Here is a 25,386-nt window from a genome sequence, read left to right as displayed (position 1 = left end):
CGATGGATCATAGTGCGCAGAGCGAAGATCAAAACGAGAACATTGAGCTGGATAACCGGAGAAAGCGTATCGTTTTCCGTTGTCACCATCGTGGCATGAAGGAAATGGATATCATGCTTGGTGGCTATGTTGAGAAGCATATTGCGCAGATGAATGATGAAGAGCTGGATGAGCTGGAAGTGTTCCTGCAACATCATGATCAGGATCTGTTCTCCTGGTTCATTGGCACTAAACCTGTGCCGGATGAGGCCAATACAGAACTGTTCCGTAAGATCCTGGATTACTACAAGGATAAGAGCGACAGCTAAGTGCTCTTGGGCATCTGGATAGGAGCTGTTCAGGTGCCATAATTGTCCGAGAAAGATTTGAAATAATAAGGTTGCCCCGCCCGTGTTTGAAAGTTTGCTCAAGAAAAGTGAAAACATAACGCTCGCTTCTGTCCCGGATGGAGCTGAGGCCTATGTGCTTTCAAAGATCCTCTCTGAGATTGAGGAGGGCGGCCTTGCGCTGACCTATGTGGCGCGGGATGCAACGCGGATGGTGGCGCTGACGGAGGCTCTGGGCTTCTTTGCGCCGGATGTGGAAGTCCTACAGCTGCCAGCATGGGATTGCTTGCCGTATGACCGCGTATCCCCGCATGGGGCGATTGTTGCGCGCCGGTTGCTGACTCTGCTTCGACTGGCGAAAGGGCTGCCGAAGAAAAAGAAGTTTGTGCTGATCACCACGGTCAACGCGGCTTTGCAGCGGATGCCGGTGCGGGATTGGACCTCCAATCACATTCTGTCTTTTACACCGGGCAATCGCATCAATCCGGACAAGATTATCAAGTGGCTGGAAGTGAATGGTTTCGCCCGTACGCCTACTGTTCGGGAGACCGGTGAATATGCCGTGCGCGGGGGGATTATTGATCTGTTCTCGCCTGCCACCAAAGAGCCGGTGCGTCTGGACTTCTTTGGCGATACGCTGGAATCCATCCGTTCTTTTGATACGGATAGTCAGCGGACGCTTGCTCAGAAGAAGGGACTTACTCTCGTTCCTATGAGCGAGATCATTCTTGAGCCGGAGACAATCTCGCGCTTCCGCCGAAACTATGTGACTGCGTTTGGTGCTTCCGGGCCAGATGATGTTCTGTACCAGTCCATCAGTGAAGGGCGTCGCTATGCGGGGATGGAACACTGGCTGCCGCTGTTCCATGAAAACCTTGCGACCCTGTTTGATTACATCGGCGAAACCCCAGTTGTTCTGGATGCCAATGCCGAGGATATGATCAAAGAGCGGCTGGAACAGATTGAGGAGCACTTTGGGGCGCGTCAGGATGGCCTGAACAACAAGGCTCTCTCTTCAGGTGTGCCATACAAGCCTATTCCGCCAGTGGCGATCTATCTTCAGGAAACTGAGTTCAATACCTGTGTGGCTGACAGAGCCTCTGCGCAGTTGTCCCCGTTTGCCATGCCTCCGGGAACTGGGAAGACCGCCATTGATATGGGTGGTCGTCAGGGACGCAACTTTGCAGCGGAACGTGCTGCTGGTGACGTGAATATCTTTGACGCGCTTTCCACGCATGTGTCTGTGCTTGCCAAGGATGGGAAGAGGGCTGTTCTTTCCTGTTGGAGTGAAGGCTCTAGAGAACGTCTAACACAAGTTCTGAGCGATCATGGATTGGACCGTACTGGATATGCAGGGAACTCTGGAGAGCTTGGCAAGGTTCCCGCTGGGCTGACTGCACTGATCATTCTCGGACTTGAGCACGGCTTTGAGATTGATGATCTGGCCTTCATCGGGGAGCAAGATATCCTTGGTGATCGCTTGGTGCGTCAGCGTCGGCGTAAGTCCAAGGGTGCCAATGTTTTAACTGAGGCTTCTGCGCTTTCGCCGGGTGATCTGGTTGTTCATGTGGAGCATGGTATTGGTCGCTTTATTGGGCTGAAGACCATTGAAGCTGTAGGGGCGCCGCATGACTGTCTGGAGCTGCAATATGCAGGGTCGGACAAGCTTTATCTGCCGGTTGAGAACATAGAGCTGCTGACGCGCTATGGTTCGGAAGATCAGGAAGTTCAGTTAGATAAGCTTGGTGGCGGGGCGTGGCAGGCCCGTAAAGCCAAGATGAAAAAGCGCATTCTTGAGATTGCCGATGGCCTGATCAAGATTGCTGCGGAACGTGCATTACGAACCGCTCCGGCGATTACGGCGCCTGAAGGGGCTTATGACGAGTTTGCGGCGCGGTTTGTTTATGACGAGACTGATGACCAGATGACGGCGATTGAATCTGTCTTTGATGATATGGCGTCCGGGCGTCCTATGGACCGGTTGGTTTGTGGTGACGTGGGCTTTGGTAAGACGGAAGTTGCTCTAAGAGCTGCGTTTTTGGCTGCGATGTCTGGGCGGCAGGTGGCGATTGTGGTTCCGACCACGTTGTTGGCACGTCAGCATTATCGGACGTTTGCGGATCGCTTTAATGGGCTGCCTATTGTTGTGCGCCAGGCTTCACGACTTGTCCCCGGTAAGGAGCTCTCTGAGACCAAGAAGGGCCTGAAAGACGGTTCTGTTGATGTTGTGGTTGGTACCCATGCGCTTTTAGGAAAAGCTATTGGTTTCAGAGATCTGGGGCTTCTTATTATCGATGAGGAGCAACACTTTGGGGTGAAGCATAAAGAACGGTTGAAAGAGCTGAAAAGTGATGTTCATGTTTTGACCCTTTCTGCGACCCCGATTCCTCGTACTCTACAATTGGCACTGACGGGTGTTCGGGAGCTTTCCCTTATTGCGACGCCGCCGGTGGATCGTCTGGCTGTACGCTCGTTTATATCCCCATTCGACCCGATGGTTATCCGCGAGAGCTTGCTGCGTGAGCACTATCGTGGGGGGCAGAGCTTCTATGTGTGTCCGCGTGTGTCTGATCTAGCGGAGGTGAGGGCGTTCCTAGAAGAGAACGTGCCTGAAGTTAAAGTGGTTTCCGCTCATGGTCAGATGCCTCCAGGGGAGCTGGATGACATCATGAATGCCTTTTATGAGGGCAAGTTTGATGTGCTTCTGGCGACCACGATTGTGGAATCCGGTCTGGACATACCAAACGCCAACACTTTGATTGTGCACCGCTCGGACATGTTTGGTCTGGCGCAGCTCTATCAGATCCGTGGGCGTGTGGGTCGTTCCAAAACAAGAGCCTATGCCTTGTTTACAGTTCCTGCCAACAAGACGTTGACGGCTACGGCAGAGCGGCGTCTTAAGGTGTTGCAAAGTCTTGAGAATTTGGGTGCAGGCTTCCAACTTGCATCGCATGATCTGGATATTCGCGGAGCGGGTAACTTGCTGGGGGAAGAGCAGTCCGGGCATATTAAAGAGGTGGGTTTCGAGCTTTACCAGCAGATGCTGGAGGAGGCGGTTGCTCAGCTCAAATCAGGCGGTGAGGACTTCCAGGAAGACAAGTGGTCGCCGCAGATTGCTATCGGTACGCCGGTTCTTATCCCCGATACCTATGTGCCGGATTTGCAGCTGCGCCTTGAGCTCTATCGCCGTCTGGCCGACCTGACAGAGCTTGACGAGATTGATGGTTTTGGGGCCGAGATGATTGACCGCTTCGGGCCACTTCCTGAGGAAGTTCAACACCTTCTGAAGATTGTTTACATCAAGGGGCTGTGCCGCAAGGCGAACGTTGAAAAGATTGACGCTGGGCCGAAGGGCATCGTGATTGCCTTCCGTAATGGCGAGTTCAACAATCCGGCGGGGCTGGTATCCTACATCGCGGAACAAGGTATCCTCGCCAAAATCCGCCCGGATCAGAAGGTGGTGCTAACCCGTGACTGGCCGTCTGCGGATGATCGGTTGAAGGGCACCGCTGCTGTGTTGATTAAACTCTCGCGGCTGGCGGAAAACGCCTAAAATACTGTCTTGAGCGCTTAAGTGGACTGGGGTTTCGGTGAAATCCCAGTTTTGCGTTGTTATGTGCGTTCGTTTGCGTTGATTGTGTTATTTCTGCGTTTTTTAGTTTAGGGAAGCTGGAGTTGTTATCTGTTTCCAGCAAGTTGAACATGTTTGAGAACGAAAAGTGAATGCGCTGCAGATTTGGGGTACTTATCTGTGTTGTTGCGGAGCGCTGAATAGCATTCAGAACACTTTCATTGTATGTGCGCAGCATATCAAATGTATGTTGTCGTGTTCATTGCTGATGGCTTTGGCGGCAAATGCGCAAGAAGGATTTAATATGCCGGTTAAGCCTAGTTTTCTGTCTCTCAAGTCGGTCGGATTGTCCTGGCTGTCAATTGCTAGCTTCTTGCTTATGGGCGTGCTGATCTCATCGGGGCAGGCGTATGCCGAGGACAGCTTGGTAGGTGAGGACAAGCTTACTCAGAAAATTAATGCAAAGGCCAAAGACGACTTCTCAAAATCGGACAGATTCTTCTCTCTAGAAGCTGATCAATGCACTCTTAAAATTTATAATGAGTATCGTAGTCTATGTGAGCTCCCTGCACAGAACTTGGGTACGAACTTTGTCATCAACTTAGCAGAGATTGAGTCTATCAAAGCTAGTCAGGTTAGAGACAAAGTGCTTGCATCATTCCGGCTAAATCCCAGTTCAGCAAAGATTGCGAAGGAGGCGGGACAAAAGCTGAGTAGGCTATATAAAGAAAAGCATGAAAAGCGAATTCGAGAGGGAAAAGTGGACGTTGGTCCGACTGAGATTGTGTATGAGCAAACGATTGATGAAATAAGCCTCGTTGCAGTGGAATTTATTGATAAGAAAAAGCTGTCAACGAGGTCTTTCACATCCAGCTGCTCTGGTCGCACGACATACGGGGCTCCATTGTTTGACACAACATATGCTGTCCTCTTTCCTTTGACGGTTTCTCGGGAGTTGTTTGAGGATATATTCGTGCTCAAAAAGAGATGTGCTCAATAGGAGTTGCAAACGATTAAAGAGATTGTTTGGGAGGCATGCACAGGTTCTCGAAGAATAGAGCTTCAATAGCGTGCTATTCGGACTACTCATTATCGCAACGACCTTGCCGGGCGTGATTGTTTAAATTTCCAAAAAATAACAGATATGGCCAAATTTCAGTTTTATCGGAAACTCTTGGTTAAGGGCGTTGTGAAATAGTGCGGGCATGTGACCATTTTTGTAATGAGTAGGTCAATCAGTGCTAGCTACCACACGTCAGCGAAAACACTCCTATCTAAAGAATCTCCTGGTGCCGGGAATTGCCATTGGTGCGCTTTGCTACTTTGCATTTCATGCGCTCAACGGTAAGCTGGGTCTTGTGGGCCGACCACAGATCGAGCATGAAATCCTTGCTCTGGAAGTTGAGCTTGAAGAGTTGCGGGCAGAACGCCTGCAATTACAACGCCGTGTCATGCTGCTTGACCCGGAGAGCCTTGATCCAGACATGGTGGATGAGAGGGCTCGCGCTTCCCTGAATCTGGCGCACGTGAATGAAGTTGCGATCATGCGTAACTGAAACATCAGCGTGTATTAACTTGAAGTAGGTTGATTTGCATGAATTAACCTAATTTGAGTTAACTTGAATATTTCAATAAAATCAACGCCTTACATAAATCCCCAAGTGTTTTTGCTCATATTGGCATTCAGTGCTGTGGGGGCTAGTGTGCTTTCACCAATTCACGTCAAAAGAGACGAGGCTCATGGCTGGAACTCAATCCAAGTCTTCAGGCGGTCGCGCTAAAGGCGCCACCAAAGCCCGCGGTGCGATGAAAAACGTGCCCGCCCTTGTAGAATTTTCCAAAGAAGAAGAGCTAAACGCTTACCGCGAAATGCTTTTTATCCGTCGCTTTGAAGAAAAGGCGGGTCAGCTTTACGGTATGGGTCTGATCGGTGGCTTCTGTCACCTTTACATCGGCCAGGAAGCTGTTGTTGTTGGAATGGAGATGGCCAAGGAACAGGGTGATCAGATGATCACTTCTTACCGTGACCACGCTCACATGCTTGCTTGTGGTATGGACCCGAACGGCGTGATGGCCGAACTGACCGGTCGCCGCGGTGGTCTGTCTAAAGGTAAGGGCGGTTCCATGCACATGTTCTCCAAAGAACAGGAGTTCTATGGCGGACACGGCATCGTTGGTGCGCAGGTTGCTCTTGGTACCGGTCTGGCATTTGCTAACCGCTATAAAGAGAACGGCAAAGTTTCCATGGCGTTCTTCGGCGATGGTGCTGCCAACCAGGGTCAGGTTTACGAGAGCTTCAACATGGCGAAGCTGTGGAACCTGCCTGTGATCTACGTGATCGAAAACAACAAGTACGGCATGGGTACCTCCATTGAACGTGCATCTTCCACAACTGATCTGTCTCAGCGCGGTGCCTCCTTCGGTATCCCAGGTGTTCAGGTTGACGGCATGGACGTGCGCGCGGTGAAAGCTGCGACCGACTATGCGATGGAATGGTGCCGTGAAGGTAATGGTCCTTACATCCTTGAGATGATCACCTACCGTTACCGTGGTCACTCCATGTCTGACCCTGCAAAATACCGCAGTAAAGACGAAGTCCAGAAGATGCGCTCTGAGCATGACCCGATTGAACAGGTTCGCGCTCGCCTTCTTGAAAAAGAATGGGCTACCGAAGACGAACTGAAAGCGATCGATAAAGAAGTTCGCGGCGTTGTTGCTGCTTCTGCTGAGTTTGCACAGAACGATCCTGAGCCGGATCCATCTGAGCTGTACACGGACATCGTTCTCTAAGGTCGGGATAATTAATTATGGCTATTGAAATTTTGATGCCTGCGCTTTCTCCGACCATGGAAGAAGGCAAGCTGGCCAAGTGGCTTAAAAAAGAAGGCGACACCGTTTCTGCTGGTGACGTGATTGCTGAAATCGAAACCGATAAAGCAACCATGGAAGTGGAAGCCGTGGACGAGGGTGTGATCGGCAAGATCCTCGTTGCTGAAGGCACTGAAGAAGTTAAGGTCAACGCTCCAATCGCAGTTCTGCTGGAAGAGGGCGAAGACGCTTCTGCTGCTGACAAGGTTGGTTCTGCACCAGCTGCTGCTGAAGCGCCAGCTGCACCGGCAACTCCTGAAGCTCCGGCTGCGCCAGCGGCTCCTGCAGCTCCAGTTGCCAGCGTTGCACCGGCAGACCCAGAAATTCCTGCGGGCACCAAAATGGTGAGCATGACCGTTCGTGAAGCTCTGCGCGACGCGATGGCGGAAGAAATGCGCCGCAACGAGAACGTGTTCCTGATGGGCGAAGAAGTTGCTCAGTATCAGGGCGCCTACAAGATCTCTCAGGGTCTTCTTGATGAGTTCGGCGAAAAGCGCGTGATCGACACTCCAATCACCGAGCATGGCTTTACCGGTCTTGCTGTTGGTGCTGCGATGGCAGGCCTGAACCCAATCGTTGAGTTCATGACCTTCAACTTCGCAATGCAGGCGATTGACCACATCATCAACTCTGCTGCTAAGACCCTTTACATGTCTGGCGGTCAGATGGGTGCACCTATGGTGTTCCGTGGTGCAAACGGTGCGGCAGCACGCGTGGCAGCACAGCACTCTCAGGACTACGCTGCATGGTATGCTTCCATTCCGGGCCTCAAGGTTATCCAGCCTTACTCTGCTGCTGATGCAAAGGGCCTTCTGAAAGCTGCTATCCGCGATCCAAACCCAGTTGTGTTCCTTGAGAACGAGATCCTTTACGGTCACCATTTTGATGTGCCGGACGTTGACGATCTGGTTCTGCCAATCGGTAAAGCGAAGATCGTTCGCGAAGGTACTGATGCGACCATGGTTTCCTGGGGCATTGGCATGACCTACGCACTGCAGGCTGTTGACGAGCTGGCGAAACAGGGCGTTTCTGTTGAACTGATCGACCTGCGCACCATTCGTCCGCTTGATATGGACACTGTTCTGGCTTCTGTTCGCAAGACAGGCCGTCTGGTGACCGTGGAAGAAGCCTTCCCAATCTGTTCCGTTTCCTCTGAAATTGCTTATCAGGTTCAGAGCGAAGCCTTCGATTGGCTGGATGCGCCAGTTCTGCGCGTAACCGGTAAAGACGTTCCAATGCCTTACGCAGCAAACCTTGAGAAGCTGGCTCTGCCAAACGCCAAGGAAGTTATCGACGCTGTTAAGGCTGTGACCTACACCGCCTAATTGGAGACAAGTGGTATGCCAATCAACATTTTGATGCCTGCGCTTTCTCCAACCATGGAAGAAGGCAATCTGGCCAAGTGGCTGGTTAAAGAAGGTGACGCGATTTCTGCAGGCGACGTGATTGCAGAGATCGAAACCGACAAAGCGACCATGGAAGTGGAAGCAGTCGATGAAGGCACCATCGGTAAGATCATGGTTGCTGAAGGAACCGAAGGCGTGAAGGTGAATGCACCGATCGCGATCCTTCTGGAAGAGGGCGAAGACGCTTCTGCAATGGACGCCGCACCAGCTGCGGCTCCTGCACCAGCGGCTGCTGCTCCTCAGGCTCCTGCGACGCCAGCTGCGCCTGCGGCTGCGGCGGCTCCTGCACCAGCTCCAGCGGCTCCGGTTGCTGCTTCTGGTGAGCGTGTGTTCTCTTCTCCTCTGGCACGCCGTCTGGCGAAACAGAATGGTCTGGACATCGCTCTGATCGCTGGCAGCGGCCCTAAGGGGCGCGTTGTGAAGCGTGACGTTGAAGCTGCGATTGCTGCTGGCACCGGTAAAGCGGAAGCTGCTCCTAAGGCTGCGGAAGCTCCAAAAGCGGCTGAGGCTCCAAAGGCTGCACCAGCTGGTGCTTCTGATGAGCAGACCCTCAAGCTGTTTGAGGAAGGCTCTTACGATCTGGTTCCTCACGATGGTATGCGCAAGGTTATTGCGAAGCGCCTGACAGAATCCAAGCAGACCGTTCCACACTTCTACCTGACTGTGGAGTGTGAGCTGGATGCTCTGCTGGCTCTGCGTGCTCAGCTGAACTCTTCCGCTCCAACTGACGCTGATGGCAAGCCTGCTTACAAGCTTTCCGTCAACGACATGATCATCAAGGCGCATGCGCTGGCACTGAAAGCAATTCCAGCTGCAAACGCATCCTACCTTGAGAGCGGCATGGTTATGCATAAGCATGCTGACGTTGGTGTTGCAGTTTCCATCGATGGTGGTCTGATCACTCCGATCATCCGCCGCGCTGAAGAGAAAACGCTCTCCACCATCTCCATCGAGATGAAAGACCTGGCGAAGCGTGCTCGTGAGCGCAAGCTGGCTCCAACCGAATTCCAGGGCGGTACGACTTCCGTTTCCAACCTTGGCATGTTCGGCGTGAAGGAATTTGCTGCGGTGATCAACCCACCACACGCAACCATCCTTGCTGTTGGCGCTGGTCAGAAGCGTCCGGTTGTGAAGGGCGATGAGATCGTTCCTGCGACTGTGATGTCTGTGACCCTTTCCACTGACCACCGCGCGGTGGACGGTGCGCTGGGTGCAGAACTTCTGCAGGCCTTCAAAGGCTACATCGAAAACCCGATGTCCATGCTGGTTTAATCAGGATGTACCGGCGGAAAGCAGGAAACCCCTGCTTTTTTCGCCGGTAAATCCAAGTGGTAGGTGTGAGCAAATAGAGTGGAGTAAGCTGAAGACCGTTTGAGCAAGGAGACCTGATCAATGGTCAAAGTTGTCGATGGCTTCACGTTTTTCAACGAACTCGATACCCTAGAAATTCGCCTTGGCGAACTGTTTGATGTGGTAGATGAGTTCATTCTTGTAGAGGCAACCAAGACCTTTACGGGAGCCGAAAAACCTCTCTATTTTGCTGATAACAAGTCGCGGTTTGCACCGTTTTTGAGCAAGATCCGGCATGTGATTGTCGAGGATATGCCAGAGACGCCGCAGAGCGCCTGGTCGAGGGAGTACCACCAACGCGACGGCATAGAGCGCGGCCTTAAAGACCTTGCGGTCAATGATCTGATCCTTGTGTCCGACGTGGATGAAATTCCAAAGCCGGATGTTCTGCTCAGAGTTAAAAATGATCGCAGGAGTTCAAAGAGTCTGACATTCTTTGGCGCTGATATTTTCCGCTACAGACTGAACTTTAAAGATGATGTCTCGGATTTTACCTCTTGCCCTAGAATGATCGGTGCGATGTTTTTCAAGGGAGCTCAGGCTTTGCGGCGTGAGCGGGCTTATCAAAGCAAAAGTCTCCATCCTGTTCTCGAGACTGCTTTGTGGCACTGGAAAGCTCTTGCACGGCACAGCCGACCTATGCGACGTCAACTGCTTCGTTCTTCCAGCTGGCATTTCAGCTTTCTGGGGGACATGGAGAAGGTGGTTACGAAACTCGAGGCTTACTCGCACACCGAACACATAAATGATGCCTATCTGGGCCGTGCGCAAAGAACGCTGGACCGTCTGGATGCGGGCGATGGCAGAGGAAAGCTGGTCACCAAGGACAGCGGAGAACTGCCCGACTACGTTTTGGAGAATTTTTCCAAGTTCTCCCACCTTTATGTGGAGCCTCAAGCTCCTTGAGGCCGATTTGGCGAGGTTAAATAGATGAGTGGCAACGCCTACGACGTGATTATCATTGGTTCTGGTCCTGGTGGCTATGTAACCGCAATCCGCTCCGCGCAGCTTGGTTTCAAGACCGCGATTGTTGAGCGTGAACATATGGGCGGTATCTGCCTGAACTGGGGCTGTATCCCAACCAAGGCGCTGCTGCGTTCTGCTGAGATCTACCACTACATGCAGCATGGCAAAGACTACGGTCTTTCTGCTGAAGGCGTGAGCTTTGACGCTGCTGCTGTTGTGAAACGCTCCCGTGGTGTTTCCGGTCAGCTCAATGGCGGTATCGGCTTTCTGATGAAGAAGAACAAAGTGGACATCATCTGGGGTGAAGCAAAGCTCACCAAGCCGGGTGAGATCGCTGTTGGTCCTTCTTCCAAAGACGCTATGCAGCCTCAGCACCCAACTCCAAAGGGTGTGAAGGGCCACGGTTCTTACTCCGCCAAGCACATTATTGTTGCAACTGGTGCGAAGCCGCGCGTTATTCCGGGTCTTGAGCCTGATAAGGAAAACATCTGGACCTATTTTGAAGCGATGGTTCCGGAAAAGATGCCTAAGTCTATCGTTGTGATGGGTTCTGGCGCGATCGGCATTGAGTTTGCGTCCTTCTACAAGACAATGGGCGTTGATGTGACCGTTGTTGAAATGATGCCAACCATCATGCCGGTTGAAGATCCTGAAATCTCCGCGATTGCGAAAAAGCAGATGGAGAAGCAGGGCATCAAGTTCGTGATGGAAGCGAAGGTTTCCAAGGTTGTTAAGGGTGGCGGTCAGGTGACTGCGACTGTTGAAACCAAAGACGGCAAGAGCCAGGACATCACTGCTGAGAAGCTGATTTCTGCTGTTGGCGTTGTTGGCAACATTGAGAACCTTGGCCTTGAAGATCTTGGCATCAAGACAGACCGTGGTTGCATCGTCACTGACGAGTTCAGCCGCACCAACGTTCCTGGCGTTTACGCAATCGGTGACGTTGCTGGTCCTCCAATGCTGGCGCATAAGGCTGAGCATGAAGGCGTGATCTGCATCGAGAAGATCTCCGGCCTTGACGCTCACCCAATGAAGCGTGACCAGATCCCTGGCTGTACCTACTGTAACCCGCAGGTTGCTTCCGTTGGTTTGACCGAGCAAAAAGCTAAGGACGCTGGTTATGAGGTTCGCGTTGGCCGCTTCCCATTCATGGGTAACGGTAAGGCGATTGCTCTTGGTGAGCCGGAAGGTCTTGTGAAGACTGTATTCGACAATAAGACCGGTCAGCTGCTGGGTGCGCACATGGTGGGCGCTGAAGTGACCGAGCTCATTCAGGGCTTTGTTGTTGCAATGGGTCTTGAGACCACCGAAGAAGAGCTGATGCACACCTGCTTCCCGCATCCAACCCTTTCCGAAATGATGAAGGAAAGTGTTCTGGACGCTTATGGACGCGCTCTGAATATGTAAATCAAATCCCTCTCACTGGAATTTTACCAGTGAGAGGGACTTAATTTTTCCAAGGTACTCTTCTTTTTTAAAAAAGGAGAAGAGTCATGGATTTTTTGGAAAATATCATCTGGGTGGTGACGGCAGCAGTTTGTGCCGTGATTGCAACAGCGTTGGTGATGTTTACCGTTGGAGGCGAATTCAGCATACTTGTCATTGCTGGATTTGTCGGTGGTATTTCAGGGGTTTATCTGTTCGAGTTTGCGAACGTAGAAGTTTCCCTGGGGAATGAGTATCTCGATCAAGCCGTTGTCGCATTGGTTGGCGCAATCGCGTTTGCCTTCATTGCAGCACTGATTGGCGGGGATGCTATTGGCTTTGAATAGGCGTGGTCCTGAGGCGCAGAACTGACTGAATACCAGTGTGTAGCATTGAGAGATGCTTCATTTCCTGTTATGGACCACTAAATTTATAAGAGACAGGGACACTGACCCTTAAGGCAAGTGTGCAGCAAGTCTCGGACCTGACGGAACTGATATGGTTACACTGGTAAATACACTCGATCCTAATCATAAAAGCCAAACGGCGTCTGCAGTGCAGGAAAAAGAGCGTCCGCGCCATCCGGAAAAAGCGCATCGCCCCGACAACCCTGTACAGCGCAAGCCAAAATGGATCCGTGTTAAGGCTCCGACTTCTCCTGTCTATAAAGAAACCCACGAACTGGTTCGCAAGAACAACCTTGTGACAGTTTGTGAGGAAGCAGGTTGTCCGAACATCGGTGAGTGCTGGTCCAAGAAGCATGCAAGCTTCATGATCCTGGGCGATACCTGTACCCGTGCCTGTGCGTTCTGTAACGTGCGGACCGGTATGCCAGGCGCTGTTGACCAGAGCGAGCCGGAAAGCATCGGTAAGGCTGTGTCTTCCATGGGCCTTGAGCACGTGGTGATCACCTCTGTGGACCGTGATGATCTGGATGATGGTGGTGCAACCCATTTTGCGAACGTGATTGCAGCGATCCGCAAGGCTTCTCCAAAAACAACCATTGAAGTGCTGACACCTGACTTCCTTCGTAAGGATGGTGCGCTTGAGATTGTTGTTGCGGCCAAGCCAGACGTGTTCAACCACAACCTTGAAACTGTGCCTTCCAACTACCTGAAGGTTCGTCCAGGTGCCCGTTACTTCCACTCCATCCGCTTGCTGCAGCGCGTGAAGGAGATTGATCCTGAGATGTTCACCAAGTCCGGCATCATGGTTGGTCTGGGTGAGGAGCGCAACGAAGTGCTTCAGTTGATGGACGATCTACGCGTTGCTGATGTGGACTTCCTGACTGTTGGTCAGTACCTGCAGCCAACCAAGAAGCACCATCCGGTGATGAACTTCCCGACACCGGAAGACTTCAAGGCTTACGAGAAAATCGCGTACGCCAAAGGCTTCCTGAAAGTTTCCGCAAACCCACTGACCCGCTCTTCCCACCACGCCGGCGAAGACTTCGCCGAGCTGAAGGCCGCCCGTAAGGCCAAGCAGGGCAACTAAGTCTGGTTTGATACTGTGAGATTTAAAAGAGCGTCCCACTGAAAGGTGGGGCGCTCTTTTTGCATCTGACACATGTTCTATCGTGTCAGGTGGATTTCTTTTGAAACTGAGGGAGTTTTAGCAGTCCAGTGGTGAATGCTACGCCTGTAAAGATCAAGAGTAGTCCAAGCATTAAGTGCGGTGTCAGGCTTTCTCCAAGAATGAGGGCACCAAGAGCGACGCTGAAGCCAGCTCGCATATAACTTCCTGTTGTTACGCCCAAAGGTCCGAGTGTCCGGATAAGGCGGAAGTAAATCACCATCGCTATTGCGGTTGAGAGAACACCAAGTGCCAGAACAGAGGTTAGTGCCTCCACCGTTGGAGAAAGGTTCTGCGGTTCATCAAGAATGAACGCAATGGGAGCCATAAGGCACGCTGCGAGTGCCATAGAACAGGCGGCTGTCAGCAAAGGTGGCTGGTTGAAGAAGCGCTTAGCATTAAAGGCCGCCAGTGCATAACAGAGGCTTGCTCCTGTGATTGCCAATTGTCCAAGTGTTGAGTTTTGCTCTCCAGCAAAAGCCGTTGGGCCAATGATCACTATGACGCCTGCAAATCCGATCAGGATGCCTAGGAATTTTCGGATGTCAGCGGTGCTATTGCGGAAGACGAAATAGCTTATCAGGAATACGAACAGGGAAGGTGTTGTGTTCAAGAGGCCTGCGAGGCCGCTGGTAATATGGAGCTGCCCCCAGCTGATGAGTGTAAACGGAAGCGCGTTTTGTAAGATGCCCTGAACAAGAAGTTCGCCCCAGCGTTTGGCAGAGCTTGGGAACTTGATGCCACTCAACAGGGTAAGTCCGATTAAGATTGCAGCCCCAATTAGAAGTCTGAAAAACACCATTGTCGCGGGTGGAATGGTGGTGATGGCAATTTCTATGAGTGTAAATGAGGCGCCCCAGAGGAAAGACAAAACAATGAGTAGAAAAATTTCTGGTAAGAGCTTTGTTGATGAATGAGGCATAATCAACCTTTCAAAAAATCATACATTTCTTGACATAAATAGCTATGTGCGACTGGCCAAAAACGGACGTCATCGTCGAACGGGGATCGACAGCTTCACAAAAAGTGAATTATCTAAGGGCATGAGAGAGACGGAAACAGAGTTCCCTGATTGGGAGACGTGTAATCAGACGCGATTGGACAGAGACCCAAGTTATGATGGTGTCTTCTTTTCTGGAGTCCGAACCACAAAGATTTATTGTAGACCAGTTTGTCCTGTTCGCCCTGCAAAGTCAAAAAATGTGAATTTCTATCCTAGTGCAGCTGCGGCAGAGTTGGCGGGATTTCGTCCTTGTCTTCGGTGCCGTCCAGAAACGGCTCCCGGCAGTCCTGCTTGGAGGGGGACTGCAACTACTGTTGGGCGGGCGATGCGGCTCATAAACTCTGGATTTCTGGATGAGAAAACAGTGCCTCAGCTTGCAGATGTCCTTGGTGTAGGCAGTCGTCATTTGTCGAGACTATTTGCTCAGCATCTGGGCGCAACACCAAGTCAAGTTGCTTCTACTGCCAGAGTTCAACGTGCGAAATGTTTGATTGATGCAACGGACCTGACTTTTGCAGAAATCGCGTTCGCCTCGGGTTTTCAGAGTGTCCGGCGCTTTAATGATGTATTTCAGAGAGTTTATGGCCGAGCCCCTTCGTCTTTTCGCCGAGCTGAAGGCCGCCCGTAAGGCGAAGCAGGGCAACTAAGGTTGGTTTGATACTGTGAGATTTGAAAGAGCGTCCCGCTGGAAGGTGGGGCGCTCTTTTTTGTTGGGCTTATGTGCCTTCGTAGATCGGGGTTCGGCGGGTGATCCAGGCGGAGAGGGCTTCTTTGGTGTCGTTAGTGGGGGCCATGCGGGCGAATTGGCTGGCTTCTATCTGGAGGCCCTCCGAGATGGTGGTGTTGAGGCCGCGAGTGACGGCAGTGAGGATGCGGGCAGCGGCAAGCGGGGAGTGACGCAGGATGCGCTCGGCAAGGGCAAAGGCCTCAGGGAGCAGGTCGTCATGCGGGACGATTTTGTTGATGAGACCGAGCTCATAGGCGCGCTCTGGGCCGAAAGGGTCTCCGGTCAAAAGCAGCTCCAGAGCGCGCTTGCGTCCTGCGAGGCGAGGCAGGCGCTGGGTGCCGCCGAAGGTGGGTGGGATGCCGATGTTGATTTCTGGCTTTGCAAAGACGGCACGGTCTGAGGCGATGGCCAGATGGGCGGCTTCAGTGATTTCGCAACCGCCGCCAAAGGCGATGCCGTTGACGGCGATGATGATTGGTTTGGTGAAGTTTTCGATGCGGCTGGTCATGGTCTGGCCGCGCCCTACGAACTCTTTTAGTGCGATGTCGGTTCCAGCTTCGATGCTCTGCGAGAACTCGTGAATGTCGCCACCTGCGGAAAAAGCACGATCTCCTGCGCCGGTGATGATTACGGCGTGGATGGCGGTGTCATCCTCGATGCGGTCCAGCAGCGACAGGAGGCGGTCGTTGGTCTGGTAGTTCAGGGCATTGAGCTTTTGCGGGCGGTTCAGGGTGAGTAGGGCAATCCGGTCTCTGACTTCAAACAGAACGAGCTTTTTCATGGTGTGTTCCTCTTGGTGATCTGGATTGACTTCAGGGTAGGAACAGCGCATGCTTCAGTAAACTCACTGGTTAGTATACATGGCTCAGACACCTCCTAGTTCAACCCGAGATCGCATACTGGATGCTGCCAACAGGCTGTTTTATGGCGAAGGCATTCGCGCAGTCAGCGTGGATGCGATTGCTGAGAAAGCCGGCATCACAAAGAAAACGCTCTACTACCATTTCAAGAGCAAGGATGATCTGGTGGCTGAGTATCTCGTTTCGCGGGATCAGCCGAACCTGACGGCTTTTGCCACGTGGTTTGAGGCGGCTGAGGGGAGTGTGGCGGATAAGACCGCTGCGATCTTCCTGAGGCTTTCAGAAAATGCGCGCCATCCCAAATGGAAAGGCTGCGGGTTCATCCGCACCGCTGCTGAGCTTGCCAATATGCCGGGGCATCCGGCTGTGGTGGTAGGAGCAGAGCACAAGAAGAAGTTTGAGGCGTGGTTGGGAGATTGTTATCAGCAGGCTGGATTGAAAGAGCCAGAGATGTTGGCACGCCGTGTGGTTTTGCTGATGGAAGGGGCCTTCTCGACCATGCTAATCCATCGGGATCCGAGCTATGCTGAAGAGGCCGCAGAGGCTGCCCGATGCGTTGTGCGGCTGCAGATGTGAACTTAGGGATTTGAAGAGCGCCGCTTTGTTTTGCTGGGGCGCTCCTTGTTTTAGGTCTCTGATCAACCGGTTGCCAGTGCTTTGGTGGTGCTCATGTTTTGTAGCCATGTGGTGATGTAGGAGAGGCTTTCCTCCCAGTTGTCTTCCAACATGAGGTCATGACCGGCATGTGGCACGATCTTGTGGGTGGCCTCGTAGAGGGCTGCGGAGTGCAGGGAGCGGTTGAAGGGGACGATGGCGTCCTCGCTGGCGGTCAGCCACAGTTTTGGTGTTTCATCATCCAGAGGCGGGAGCCATTGGGGCGGGCGGTGCTGCATGAGCACCACTTCGGATTCTGGCCCAAGCTGGCTTTGAATGTATTGCGCGACCGGATTGGTTTGCTCTGCCAGAAACCATTTTGCGGCGACTTTGGGCGAGCGGAACTGGAATTTGTAGCCGAGGAAGGGCGACAAGGCAGTTCCAAGCAAGTCGATGGTCATTGCGTTTTTCAGGCAGTCTTGCAGCACATCGATTGCGGTCCAGGAGGCGACAAAGACAGCGGCTTTCAGCCCGCCGACATATTTCAGATACCATTGCACCAGCGCGCCGCCCATGCTGTGACCGATGAGAACGGGTGGTCGCTCATGGCGCTGGACCTCATCGGCGATGAAGCGCAGGTAGTAGCCTAGCGTGGCTTTGGCTATGGGGCGTTGCTCTGGTGAGTGACCATGGCCGGGCAGGCTGATGGCGACACTTTCCCAGCCGGTTTCGGCGAGTTTTTCCTGATAGTTCTTCCAGCACCAGGCGCCATGCCACATGCCGTGAACGAAGATGAGCGGGGTTTTATGCTTGGGTTGGGGGGGAATGTATCTGATGCGCTCGATGCCATCCTCAACAACGGTGAGCTGCTGGAACTTGGCGGTTTCTTCACGGCTGATAACTTGCACAGGGGTATCAGCGAGCGCGTTGGTGGTTCTTAAGTAATCTTGTTCGCCGCCTTCTTTGGCGAGGCGGGATATTTTAAAAGGACTAAGCATTGGGTTTGCTTTCAAAAAGAGCTAAGTATTAGCGCATAGTGTAGAATTGAGTTTTGAGTACTGACCAGAGTTTTGAGATTGAAACGGTTGCGTTAGATCGTCGCGGTATATTTGCGAGGTGAAAATTTCTGATGCTTTTGGCTCACTGTTGCCAGCTGAAGAATGAGAACACTAAGATTTTTCTTGGCAAATCGAAAAAGGTCGCTTAGAGCATCCTGAAGAATTTTTGAAAAACTAGAAGAAAAAGAACGCGAGCATATGCCTTCTTTCGAAAGCACACATCGAGTTCAGCACAGTGCTGATGATATGTTTGACCTGGTTGCAGATGTGGAACAGTACCCCCAGTTTGTGCCGCTGTGTCAGGGCTTGCGTGTGCGTGGCCGCCGGAAGATTGATGACCACCGTGAAATGATGGTGGCGGATATGACCGTGGCCTACAAAGTCTTCAAAGAAACATTTGCCAGCCGCGTGACGCTTGATCGCGAGGCGAGCAAAATTACGGTTGAGTATCTGGATGGCCCGTTTCGCCATCTGGAAAATGTCTGGAGCTTCGATCAGGTTTCCGAAAAGGAATGTGATGTGAGCTTCTATATCAATTACGAATTCAAAAGTCGGACACTGGGCTCCATGATGGGTGCCATGTTTGACCGTGCCTTCCGCAAATTTTCCGCGGCCTTTGAAGACCGCGCGGACAAAATCTACGGCACCTGAGTGAGCTTGGCTTGATGCTCATCGTTCTGTGATTATCGAGATAATTTTATAATATTCCATAATCTAAAGAGTTGCCTGTTCAACTGATCTCAGGCATGGGTCGGGACTTTAGTTGCTCCTTTAATCCGGTTGGAAACAGGTCGATGCCGCGCTCATTTAGTGCATCGATATCGAACCAGCGGGCGGTGATTTCCGCGCCATTGTCTTCCTGAAAGATGATCTTCTCTTCAGATGCAAAAGCGTCCTCAGGGAAGGTCACTGTGGCGATGAAGAGGACTTCATGGCCGGTTTGCCCTTCGTGCTCATAGATGTTTTCCATGACCAGAGGGGCACCTGTTATGGTGACGTCTATTTTCAGCTCTTCCTGAAATTCGCGGATCAGAGCTGATTGCCAGTCCTCGCCAAACTCGAGGGTACCTCCAAGCGGGCGAACACCTTTAAGGGTGCCTGCATCATCATAAACTTCTGCGGCCAGAAGGCTGTTGCCGCGCCAGTGGAGCCCGAGGGACTTCACTTTGATGGTCTGTGCAGGTCGCCATGTGTGCATTTGAGCTCGCCCTTGATGCAAAACTTTCATGTATGAAAAGCGGGCTCTGAAGGTCTCCGGAGCGGGCTTTTGGTAATGATTTAAGCCCACTCAGCGTCTTGGGACAGCGAAATTTCCCTGAAATACCGCTTAATTCTTGTCGCGATTGTTCAGGAATTGGCTCAAACGGGAGCCTTTAGGCTCATAGTTGCTGGTGATTTCGGCTTCTGCCTGTTCTGCTGTCAGGCCGTTACGCATAACGAAGGTGCGGCGGATGGCCTGGAAGCGGTTGGTGAGCTCCTTATCCGGATCTCCCAGCTCCATGGTCTTTTCAAGAGAAGCGTAAATGCCAACGTCTTTGAGGTTGAGTGCGTTGGTTGGTTTGGTGCACAGCACCACCCAGCCGTAGCCCTGATTGACCTCAAGACGGATCTTATGGCCGAGTTGCTCTTCCCATTTGGTCCAGGCGACGGAATAAGGGCGCACCCAGTAGGACTGGCCACACAGGCGCAGTTCCTTATAGCCGGCGCGCGGCATCTTCTGGACTTCATGAGACCCGATGAACTCGTCATCAAGGCCTCTTGAAATAAGGAATACATCTGAAGCTGCGAACGCAGAAGTGCTCAAGCTTAGACCCAAAAACAAACTAGCAATATATCTCATGGGTATTCCGTGACATTCCGTTCTAAATTTAAAACAGATTTTATCTAAGTTTTCTTAGAATGTCTTAAGGTGTATTCCTTAGTCGGCACCCTTTTAGCGAGAAGGTAAATTTCGATTAATTACTTTCAATAAAATTTTCTAAAAGTTTTAATGCTTGTTCAAGCGCCTGAAAGCGTATTCCGTCGCGTCCTGTGTTCTCGAAGAGGCACTGTACGTGCTGGGTTTCCTCTTCGTCAGCTGCAAGGCCAAAATGGACCAATCCGACGGGTTTGTCTTTGGTGCCACCGTCCGGTCCGGCGATACCGGTGATGGAGACGGCGACGTTGGCGTTGGAGCAGAAATGAGCGCCGCTGGCCATGGCTTTGGCCACTTCGCTGCTGACGGCGCCGTAGCTGACGAGCAGGTCCACCGGGACGCCGATCATCTCGTGCTTGGCCTCGTTGGAGTAGGTGACGAAGCCGCGGTCGAGCACAGCAGAGGAGCCAGGCACTTCTGTTAGCAGGCCCGCGAGCAGGCCACCGGTGCAGCTTTCTGCTGTGGCGATTTTGATTTCTTTTTCTGCGTACCTGGAGACAAGAACGCGGGCTCTTTCCTTAAGGCTCAGGATATCGGTCATGGTTCTGTCTCCCTTTACAGTCTCGGCGATGTTCAGTCTTCGAACGGAAGCCGGATGGTTGCGCAGGCTTGCGCGGCAATACCTTCTTTGCGACCGGTAAAGCCCAGCTTTTCAGAGGTGGTGGCTTTGACCGCTACACGGCCAATGGGCAGGTCGCAGATCTGCGCGATCTGTTTACGCATTTCTTCCCGATGTGGGCCGATTTTTGGAGCTTCACAGATCAGCGTTAAATCCAAGTGTGCGATCATGCCACCGCGCTTGTGAACCCGGTCAACTGCGTATTTCAGGAACTGGTCGGACGCTGCGCCTTTCCACTGCATGTCGGATGGTGGGAAGTGAGAGCCGATGTCGCCATCTGCCAGTGCGCCGAAGATGGCGTCAGTCAGAGCGTGCAGGCCTACATCAGCATCTGAATGGCCTTTGAGTTTCTGAGTGTGCGGAATGGAAATGCCGCCAAGGATGACGGCATCGCCGTCTTCAAATGCGTGCACGTCGTAGCCGGTGCCAACGCGAATGTCGCCAAGGTCTGCGAGGCTTTTCATGGCGATCTGTTCCTGTGCGTTTGTCATGTCTTTTAATGTTGTGAGCTTGATGTTTTGCGGGTCGCCAGCGGTGATGGTGACAGACTTGCCTTGCCATTCGATCAAGGCTGTATCATCCGTGAAGCTGTCGATGTCTTGCCTGATGGCTTCCTGATGGGCTTCCCAGATGAGGGGGTAAGGGAAGGCTTGTGGTGTCTGCGCGGCCCACAGGTGGGAGCGATCCACGGTTTCCTGTACATGCTGCTTTGCGTCTGCGCGTTTCAGCGTATCGGTGACCGGTACTGCGGGAAGGGCCGCTTCTGCGCCGTTTTGCAGGGCAGAGATGGCATCTTCGATCACAGCTGGGGTGATGAACGGACGGGCTGCATCATGGATGAGAACGTAGCGCGGGGCTTGTTCTTCCAGTGCCTTCAGGCCACAAGCAACAGAGGCTTGACGGGTTGTCCCGCCAGTGACTGGTGCGATCAGACGTGGGTCAGTGATCATGCTGGCGGCATTCTGGTAGGCATCACCGTCTTCTGCGTGAATGACGGGCAGGACCAGATCGACCTGCGGAGAGGACAAAATTGCTTCCAATGTTCTTTGCAGAACAGTCTTTCCGCCAAGGTCGCGATACTGCTTCGGACTGCTGTCATTTTGCGTGGACATGCGTGAACCGCGTCCCGCCGCAACTATGATGCATGCAATTTTTTCAGTGGACTGCAAAACTGGATCACCTGATTGAGTAGGAGCTGCTGCACAAAGCCAATGTGGTGGAGAGCAGCTCTATGAAACTGTGTTGGTGAGGGTTTTGGAGGATTTGGCGCCGAAGCTCAACACTTCAATAGCTTCTCTTTAATATTCCCTTGCCTAAATTTTTAGTTTGGTTAGAATATGTGCAACTTCATATGCTGCTCATTTGATGTGCAACTAGGCTCTTTCAAGAAATATGCGTAATGCTGACGATAGGTAATATCCCTCTCAAAAACAAAGTTATTCTTGCGCCAATGTCCGGGGTCTCGGATTTGCCGTTCCGCCGTATTGCCTTGAGCTACGGCGTCGGGCTGGTGGTGAGTGAAATGGTTGCCAGTGAAGCGCTGTGTACCGGACATCCAGAATCGTTGATGCGTGCTGAGGGCGAGGGGATTGATCCTCATATCGTTCAGCTGGCGGGTAAAGACCCGCACTGGATGGGCGAAGGCGCGCGCATGGCTGAAAAAGCTGGCGCAGATGTCATCGACATCAACATGGGCTGTCCTGCAAAGAAAGTCACTTCGGGCTATTCCGGTTCCGCTCTCATGAAAGATCTGGATCACGCCATGACGCTGGTTGAAGCGACGCTAGAGGCGGTGTCCGTTCCGGTGACGCTGAAGATGCGTCTTGGCTGGGATGAGACCTCCATCAATGCGCCGGAACTTGCCAAACGGGCCGTTGATGCGGGTGTAAAGATGATCACCGTGCATGGCCGCACGCGTTCTCAGTTTTACAAGGGTAAAGCGGATTGGCGGGCGATCCGGCAAGTGCGGGATGTCATTCCTGATGTGCCGCTGGTTGCCAATGGGGATTGCTGCTCCTTTGATGATGCAGATGAGATGCTGGCGCAATCCGGTGCTGATCTGGTGATGGTGGGTCGTGGCGCCTATGGTCGGCCCTGGGTGCCGGGCCGCATTGCGCATTATCTGGAAACAAGCGAACGGCTGGCTGACCCGCATGGGGAAGAGCTGGCTGCGCTTGTTGTGGGGCACTACGACGCCATGCTGGAGCATTGCGGCTTTGAGATTGGCGTGCGGGCTTTCCGTAAACACATGGGTTGGTATCTGGAGGCCGCCGGGCGGCTGGATGATGCGCCGCAAGGGTTCATGCGCGGACTGATGACCAGTCTGGATGCGGATCAGGTGCGCGCAACCCTTTATGACTGGTTTGTTCAAACACCTTTGAGGAGCGCTGCCTGATGTTGGAGACGGGAGGAGACACTCTAACACATGCCAAGGCCACACTGAATAATGGTGTGCCTGGGCAGGCTGTTCTGGATTCTCTGCCGCACCCTGTTGTGGTGGTGGGCGGTGACGACAAGATCGTTGGTGCGAACAGTGCTGCGGAAGGGTTCTTCCATGCCAGCCTGTCGGTGATGAAGCGCCGTGAAGTTTCGTGGTTCGTGCCGTTTGGTAGTCCGTTGCTGGGGCTGATTGCGCAGGTTCGCGATCGTGGTGGACCGGTCAACGAGTACAAGGTGGATATTGGCTCTCCGCGTATTGGGCAGGAGAAGCTGGTTGATATACATGCATCTCCCTTAAGCGATGCTCCGGGCAGTGTTGTGCTGCTGTTTCAGGAGCGCACCATGGCGGAGAAGCTGGATAAGCAGTTGACCAGCCGCGGTGCCGCACGCACTGTGACCGGCCTTGCGGCCATGCTGGCCCATGAGATCAAGAATCCGCTCTCCGGTATTCGCGGTGCGGCTCAGCTTCTGGAGCAATCGGCCAGTGAGGATGACCGCTCACTGACCCGTCTCATCATGGAGGAGACGGACCGGATCGTGAAGCTGGTGGACCGGATGGAAGTGTTTTCCGATGAGCGTCCGATTGATCGCGAGCCGGTGAACATTCACGTGGTGCTGGATCATGTGAAACGTGTTGCAGAGAACGGCTTTGCGTCCAAGGTGCGCATTGTTGAGGATTATGACCCATCGCTGCCGCCGGTTTATGCCAATCGGGATCAACTGGTGCAGGTGTTTATCAACCTGATCAAGAACGCAAGCGAGGCGCTGAGCGGTGTGAATGAGCCGGAGATTGTTGTCTCCACGGCCTTCCGTCCGGGTGTGCGCCTTTCTGTGCCGGGTGTGCAGGAGCGTGTGAGCCTGCCGCTTGAGTTTTGTGTGCGCGATAACGGCTATGGGGTGCCGGAAGATCTGCGGCCACATCTGTTTGACCCGTTTATCACGACAAAGACAAATGGCTCCGGCCTTGGGCTGGCGCTGGTTGCCAAGATTGTGGGCGATCATGGCGGCGTGGTGGAATGTGAAAGCGGCAACCGGGGTACGACTTTCCGCATTCTGATGCCTGCCTTTACCGGGCCTGACGTAAAATCTGGAATTGAGGACTAAGAGTATGCCGAGTGGAACCATTCTAGTTGCTGACGACGATTCTGCGATCCGTACCGTTCTCAATCAGGCGCTTTCCCGTGCAGGGTACACTGTTCGGCTGACGTCCAACGCGACCACGTTGTGGCGCTGGGTGAGCTCGGGTGAGGGAGATCTGGTGATTTCTGATGTGGTGATGCCGGATGAGAATGCGTTTGATGTGCTGCCGCGCATCCGCAAGCTGCGCCCGGAACTGCCGGTGATCATCATGAGTGCGCAAAACACGTTCATGACCGCCATCAAAGCTTCTGAGCAGGGCGCTTATGAGTATCTGCCCAAGCCGTTTGATCTGAAAGAGCTGACAGGCATTGTTGGGCGCGCGCTTGCAGAGCCTAAAGGGCGTCAGTTTGATATGGGCGGTGAGGGGAACGACAATATTCCGCTCGTGGGCCGGTCTCCTGCCATGCAGGAAATCTACCGCGTGCTTGCGCGTTTGATGCAGACTGATCTGACCGTGATGATCAACGGCGAGAGCGGCACCGGTAAAGAGGTGGTTGCGCGAGCGCTGCATGATTATGGCAAGCGCCGGAATGGTCCGTTTGTTGCGGTCAACATGGCTGCAATCCCGAAAGATCTGATTGAATCTGAGTTGTTCGGTCACGAGAAAGGCTCGTTTACCGGGGCGCAGGCGCGGTCTTCTGGCCGGTTTGAGCAGGCTGATGGTGGTACGCTGCTGCTGGATGAAATTGGCGATATGCCGATGGAGGCGCAGACCCGTTTGCTGCGTGTGTTGCAGCAGGGAGAGTATACCTCTGTGGGTGGGCGCACGCCGATCCAAACCGATGTGCGTATCATTGCAGCGACCAACAAGGATCTGCGTCAGCTGATCAATCAGGGCCTGTTCCGTGAAGATCTGTACTTCCGTCTGAACGTGGTTCCCATCCGCCTCCCACCTTTGCGCGAGCGTACTGAGGATATTCCGGATCTTGTCCGGCACTTCTTTGCCATGGCGGAAAGTGAAGGGCTGCCAGCCAAGCAGATTGAAGTGGCCGCCCTTGATAAGCTGCGCCGCTATCGCTGGCCGGGCAACGTGCGCGAGCTGGAGAACCTTGTTCGCCGTCTGGCTGCGCTTTATCCGCAGGACGACATTACAGCGAGCTTGATTGATCTGGAACTGTCTCAGCCAAGTGTTGCGACCAGTGAGACTGACGCGCCTTCGGCTCAGGATCTGAGTGGATCTGTTGAGCGGTATCTGGGGGATTATTTCAGCGGATTTGGTGAGGAGTTGCCACCTCCGGGCCTCTACCACCGCATTTTGCGTGAGGTGGAGTATCCGCTGATCAGCGCTGTGCTTGCGGCCACCCGTGGCAACCAGATCAAGGCTGCAGAACTTCTGGGCGTGAACCGAAACACCCTGCGCAAGAAAATCCGCGATCTGGACGTACAGGTGATCCGCAGTTCGAGATAATCGATTTTATTCGTGTGAGATTTTCAAAATGGCGCTGTTACAGGCGCCATTTTACGTTTGGAGGGGGCTGTTCCTATCGATTTGTAGGAAGCATGCTTATTTTGACGTGTGGACTCTCTGGTTTTCCCCATCAAGAGTG

24 protein-coding genes are annotated in these 25,386 nt (G+C 53.0%); 17 read left to right on the top strand and 7 right to left on the bottom strand.

From position 1 onward, the window contains the following. The first annotated feature begins 2 nt into the window (after window positions 1-2). From PSE_RS16085 to lipA, 11 genes are all read left to right on the top strand, one after another. Window positions 3-308 (top strand): succinate dehydrogenase assembly factor 2, encoded by a 306-nt coding sequence (locus PSE_RS16085; RefSeq protein WP_014285836.1) that lies wholly within the window; start codon window positions 3-5, stop codon window positions 306-308. 82 nt (window positions 309-390) lie between these two features. Continuing rightward, window positions 391-3,879 carry a transcription-repair coupling factor gene (gene mfd, locus PSE_RS16080; RefSeq protein WP_014285835.1) on the top strand — a complete coding sequence of 1,163 codons (3,489 nt, stop codon included), beginning with the start codon at window positions 391-393 and terminating at the stop codon, window positions 3,877-3,879. 286 nt (window positions 3,880-4,165) lie between these two features. Beyond that, window positions 4,166-4,897, top strand: coding sequence for a hypothetical protein (locus PSE_RS16075; protein ID WP_208982106.1), 732 nt, complete (start codon window positions 4,166-4,168; stop codon window positions 4,895-4,897). A 289-nt stretch (window positions 4,898-5,186) separates the two neighbouring features. Beyond that, window positions 5,187-5,453 (top strand): septum formation initiator family protein, encoded by a 267-nt coding sequence (locus tag PSE_RS16070; RefSeq protein WP_008546702.1) that lies wholly within the window; start codon window positions 5,187-5,189, stop codon window positions 5,451-5,453. A 250-nt stretch (window positions 5,454-5,703) separates the two neighbouring features. After that, window positions 5,704-6,687 carry a pyruvate dehydrogenase (acetyl-transferring) E1 component subunit alpha gene (gene pdhA / locus PSE_RS16065; RefSeq protein WP_244421388.1) on the top strand — a complete coding sequence of 328 codons (984 nt, stop codon included), beginning with the start codon at window positions 5,704-5,706 and terminating at the stop codon, window positions 6,685-6,687. A 17-nt stretch (window positions 6,688-6,704) separates the two neighbouring features. Beyond that, a complete protein-coding gene (locus PSE_RS16060; RefSeq protein WP_014285833.1) occupies window positions 6,705-8,090 on the top strand; it encodes a pyruvate dehydrogenase complex E1 component subunit beta in 1,386 nt (461 codons plus the stop codon). A gap of 15 nt (window positions 8,091-8,105) precedes the next feature. Further along, on the top strand, window positions 8,106-9,443 hold the full coding sequence (locus PSE_RS16055) for a pyruvate dehydrogenase complex dihydrolipoamide acetyltransferase (RefSeq protein WP_014285832.1): 1,338 nt from the start codon (window positions 8,106-8,108) through the stop codon (window positions 9,441-9,443). A gap of 120 nt (window positions 9,444-9,563) precedes the next feature. Beyond that, window positions 9,564-10,427: an N-acetylglucosaminyltransferase gene (locus PSE_RS16050; protein WP_014285831.1), complete on the top strand. Its 864-nt coding sequence runs from the start codon at window positions 9,564-9,566 to the stop codon at window positions 10,425-10,427. Between the two features lie 24 nt (window positions 10,428-10,451). Then, on the top strand, window positions 10,452-11,894 hold the full coding sequence (gene lpdA, locus PSE_RS16045; RefSeq protein ID WP_014285830.1) for a dihydrolipoyl dehydrogenase: 1,443 nt from the start codon (window positions 10,452-10,454) through the stop codon (window positions 11,892-11,894). Between the two features lie 86 nt (window positions 11,895-11,980). Then, on the top strand, window positions 11,981-12,259 hold the full coding sequence (locus PSE_RS16040) for a hypothetical protein (protein ID WP_014285829.1): 279 nt from the start codon (window positions 11,981-11,983) through the stop codon (window positions 12,257-12,259). A gap of 151 nt (window positions 12,260-12,410) precedes the next feature. After that, entirely contained in the window at window positions 12,411-13,406 is a 996-nt protein-coding gene (gene lipA / locus PSE_RS16035; RefSeq protein ID WP_008546199.1) for a lipoyl synthase, read from the top strand. An 85-nt stretch (window positions 13,407-13,491) separates the two neighbouring features. On the opposite strand, the gene PSE_RS16030 is transcribed toward lipA, so the two are convergent. Beyond that, the gene (locus tag PSE_RS16030) at window positions 13,492-14,406 is read right to left on the bottom strand and encodes a DMT family transporter (RefSeq protein WP_014285826.1); all 915 of its coding nucleotides are present in this window, start codon (window positions 14,404-14,406) and stop codon (window positions 13,492-13,494) included. Window positions 14,407-14,527: 121 nt separating this feature from the next. On the opposite strand from PSE_RS16030, the gene PSE_RS27000 reads away from it, so the two are divergent. Then, a complete protein-coding gene (locus PSE_RS27000; protein ID WP_083841577.1) occupies window positions 14,528-15,115 on the top strand; it encodes a bifunctional transcriptional activator/DNA repair enzyme AdaA in 588 nt (195 codons plus the stop codon). A gap of 88 nt (window positions 15,116-15,203) precedes the next feature. Here the strand turns inward: PSE_RS27000 and PSE_RS16025 are convergent, their stop codons facing one another. Continuing rightward, window positions 15,204-15,995, bottom strand: a complete 792-nt coding sequence (locus PSE_RS16025; RefSeq protein ID WP_208997956.1) for a crotonase/enoyl-CoA hydratase family protein — start codon at window positions 15,993-15,995, stop codon at window positions 15,204-15,206. 79 nt (window positions 15,996-16,074) lie between these two features. Between PSE_RS16025 and PSE_RS16020 the strand changes: the two genes are divergently transcribed. Continuing rightward, the gene (locus tag PSE_RS16020; RefSeq protein ID WP_014285823.1) at window positions 16,075-16,650 is read left to right on the top strand and encodes a TetR/AcrR family transcriptional regulator; all 576 of its coding nucleotides are present in this window, start codon (window positions 16,075-16,077) and stop codon (window positions 16,648-16,650) included. Window positions 16,651-16,712: 62 nt separating this feature from the next. Here the strand turns inward: PSE_RS16020 and PSE_RS16015 are convergent, their stop codons facing one another. After that, entirely contained in the window at window positions 16,713-17,666 is a 954-nt protein-coding gene (locus tag PSE_RS16015) for an alpha/beta hydrolase (protein WP_041768612.1), read from the bottom strand. A 258-nt stretch (window positions 17,667-17,924) separates the two neighbouring features. Between PSE_RS16015 and PSE_RS16010 the strand changes: the two genes are divergently transcribed. Continuing rightward, on the top strand, window positions 17,925-18,377 hold the full coding sequence (locus tag PSE_RS16010) for a type II toxin-antitoxin system RatA family toxin (RefSeq protein ID WP_075698601.1): 453 nt from the start codon (window positions 17,925-17,927) through the stop codon (window positions 18,375-18,377). A gap of 79 nt (window positions 18,378-18,456) precedes the next feature. On the opposite strand, the gene PSE_RS16005 is transcribed toward PSE_RS16010, so the two are convergent. The 4 genes from PSE_RS16005 to PSE_RS15990 form a co-directional block, all read right to left on the bottom strand. Beyond that, window positions 18,457-18,924 carry an NUDIX hydrolase gene (locus tag PSE_RS16005; RefSeq protein ID WP_041768610.1) on the bottom strand — a complete coding sequence of 156 codons (468 nt, stop codon included), beginning with the start codon at window positions 18,922-18,924 and terminating at the stop codon, window positions 18,457-18,459. A 129-nt stretch (window positions 18,925-19,053) separates the two neighbouring features. Continuing rightward, a complete protein-coding gene (locus PSE_RS16000) occupies window positions 19,054-19,530 on the bottom strand; it encodes a hypothetical protein (protein WP_008546650.1) in 477 nt (158 codons plus the stop codon). 151 nt (window positions 19,531-19,681) lie between these two features. Next, a complete protein-coding gene (locus PSE_RS15995; protein ID WP_008546368.1) occupies window positions 19,682-20,182 on the bottom strand; it encodes a CinA family protein in 501 nt (166 codons plus the stop codon). Between the two features lie 32 nt (window positions 20,183-20,214). Beyond that, window positions 20,215-21,429, bottom strand: coding sequence for a bifunctional 2-C-methyl-D-erythritol 4-phosphate cytidylyltransferase/2-C-methyl-D-erythritol 2,4-cyclodiphosphate synthase (locus PSE_RS15990; protein WP_193384371.1), 1,215 nt, complete (start codon window positions 21,427-21,429; stop codon window positions 20,215-20,217). 230 nt (window positions 21,430-21,659) lie between these two features. Between PSE_RS15990 and dusB the strand changes: the two genes are divergently transcribed. From dusB to ntrC, 3 genes are read left to right on the top strand one after another with little or no spacing between them, the layout of a single operon-like run. Next, window positions 21,660-22,655 (top strand): tRNA dihydrouridine synthase DusB, encoded by a 996-nt coding sequence (gene dusB / locus PSE_RS15985; protein WP_014285819.1) that lies wholly within the window; start codon window positions 21,660-21,662, stop codon window positions 22,653-22,655. After that, window positions 22,655-23,803, top strand: coding sequence for a nitrogen regulation protein NR(II) (locus PSE_RS15980; RefSeq protein WP_014285818.1), 1,149 nt, complete (start codon window positions 22,655-22,657; stop codon window positions 23,801-23,803). The genes dusB and PSE_RS15980 overlap by 1 nt, the downstream gene beginning before the upstream one ends. Window positions 23,804-23,807: 4 nt before the next feature. Then, window positions 23,808-25,247 carry a nitrogen regulation protein NR(I) gene (gene ntrC / locus PSE_RS15975; protein ID WP_014285817.1) on the top strand — a complete coding sequence of 480 codons (1,440 nt, stop codon included), beginning with the start codon at window positions 23,808-23,810 and terminating at the stop codon, window positions 25,245-25,247. Window positions 25,248-25,386 lie beyond the last annotated feature (139 nt).

Origin of the sequence: Pseudovibrio sp. FO-BEG1, assembly GCF_000236645.1 — a bacterium.
GTDB lineage: Bacteria > Pseudomonadota > Alphaproteobacteria > Rhizobiales > Stappiaceae > Pseudovibrio.
Note: the sequence above shows the minus strand (reverse complement) of the source record. Positions and strands in the feature narration are given on the sequence as shown.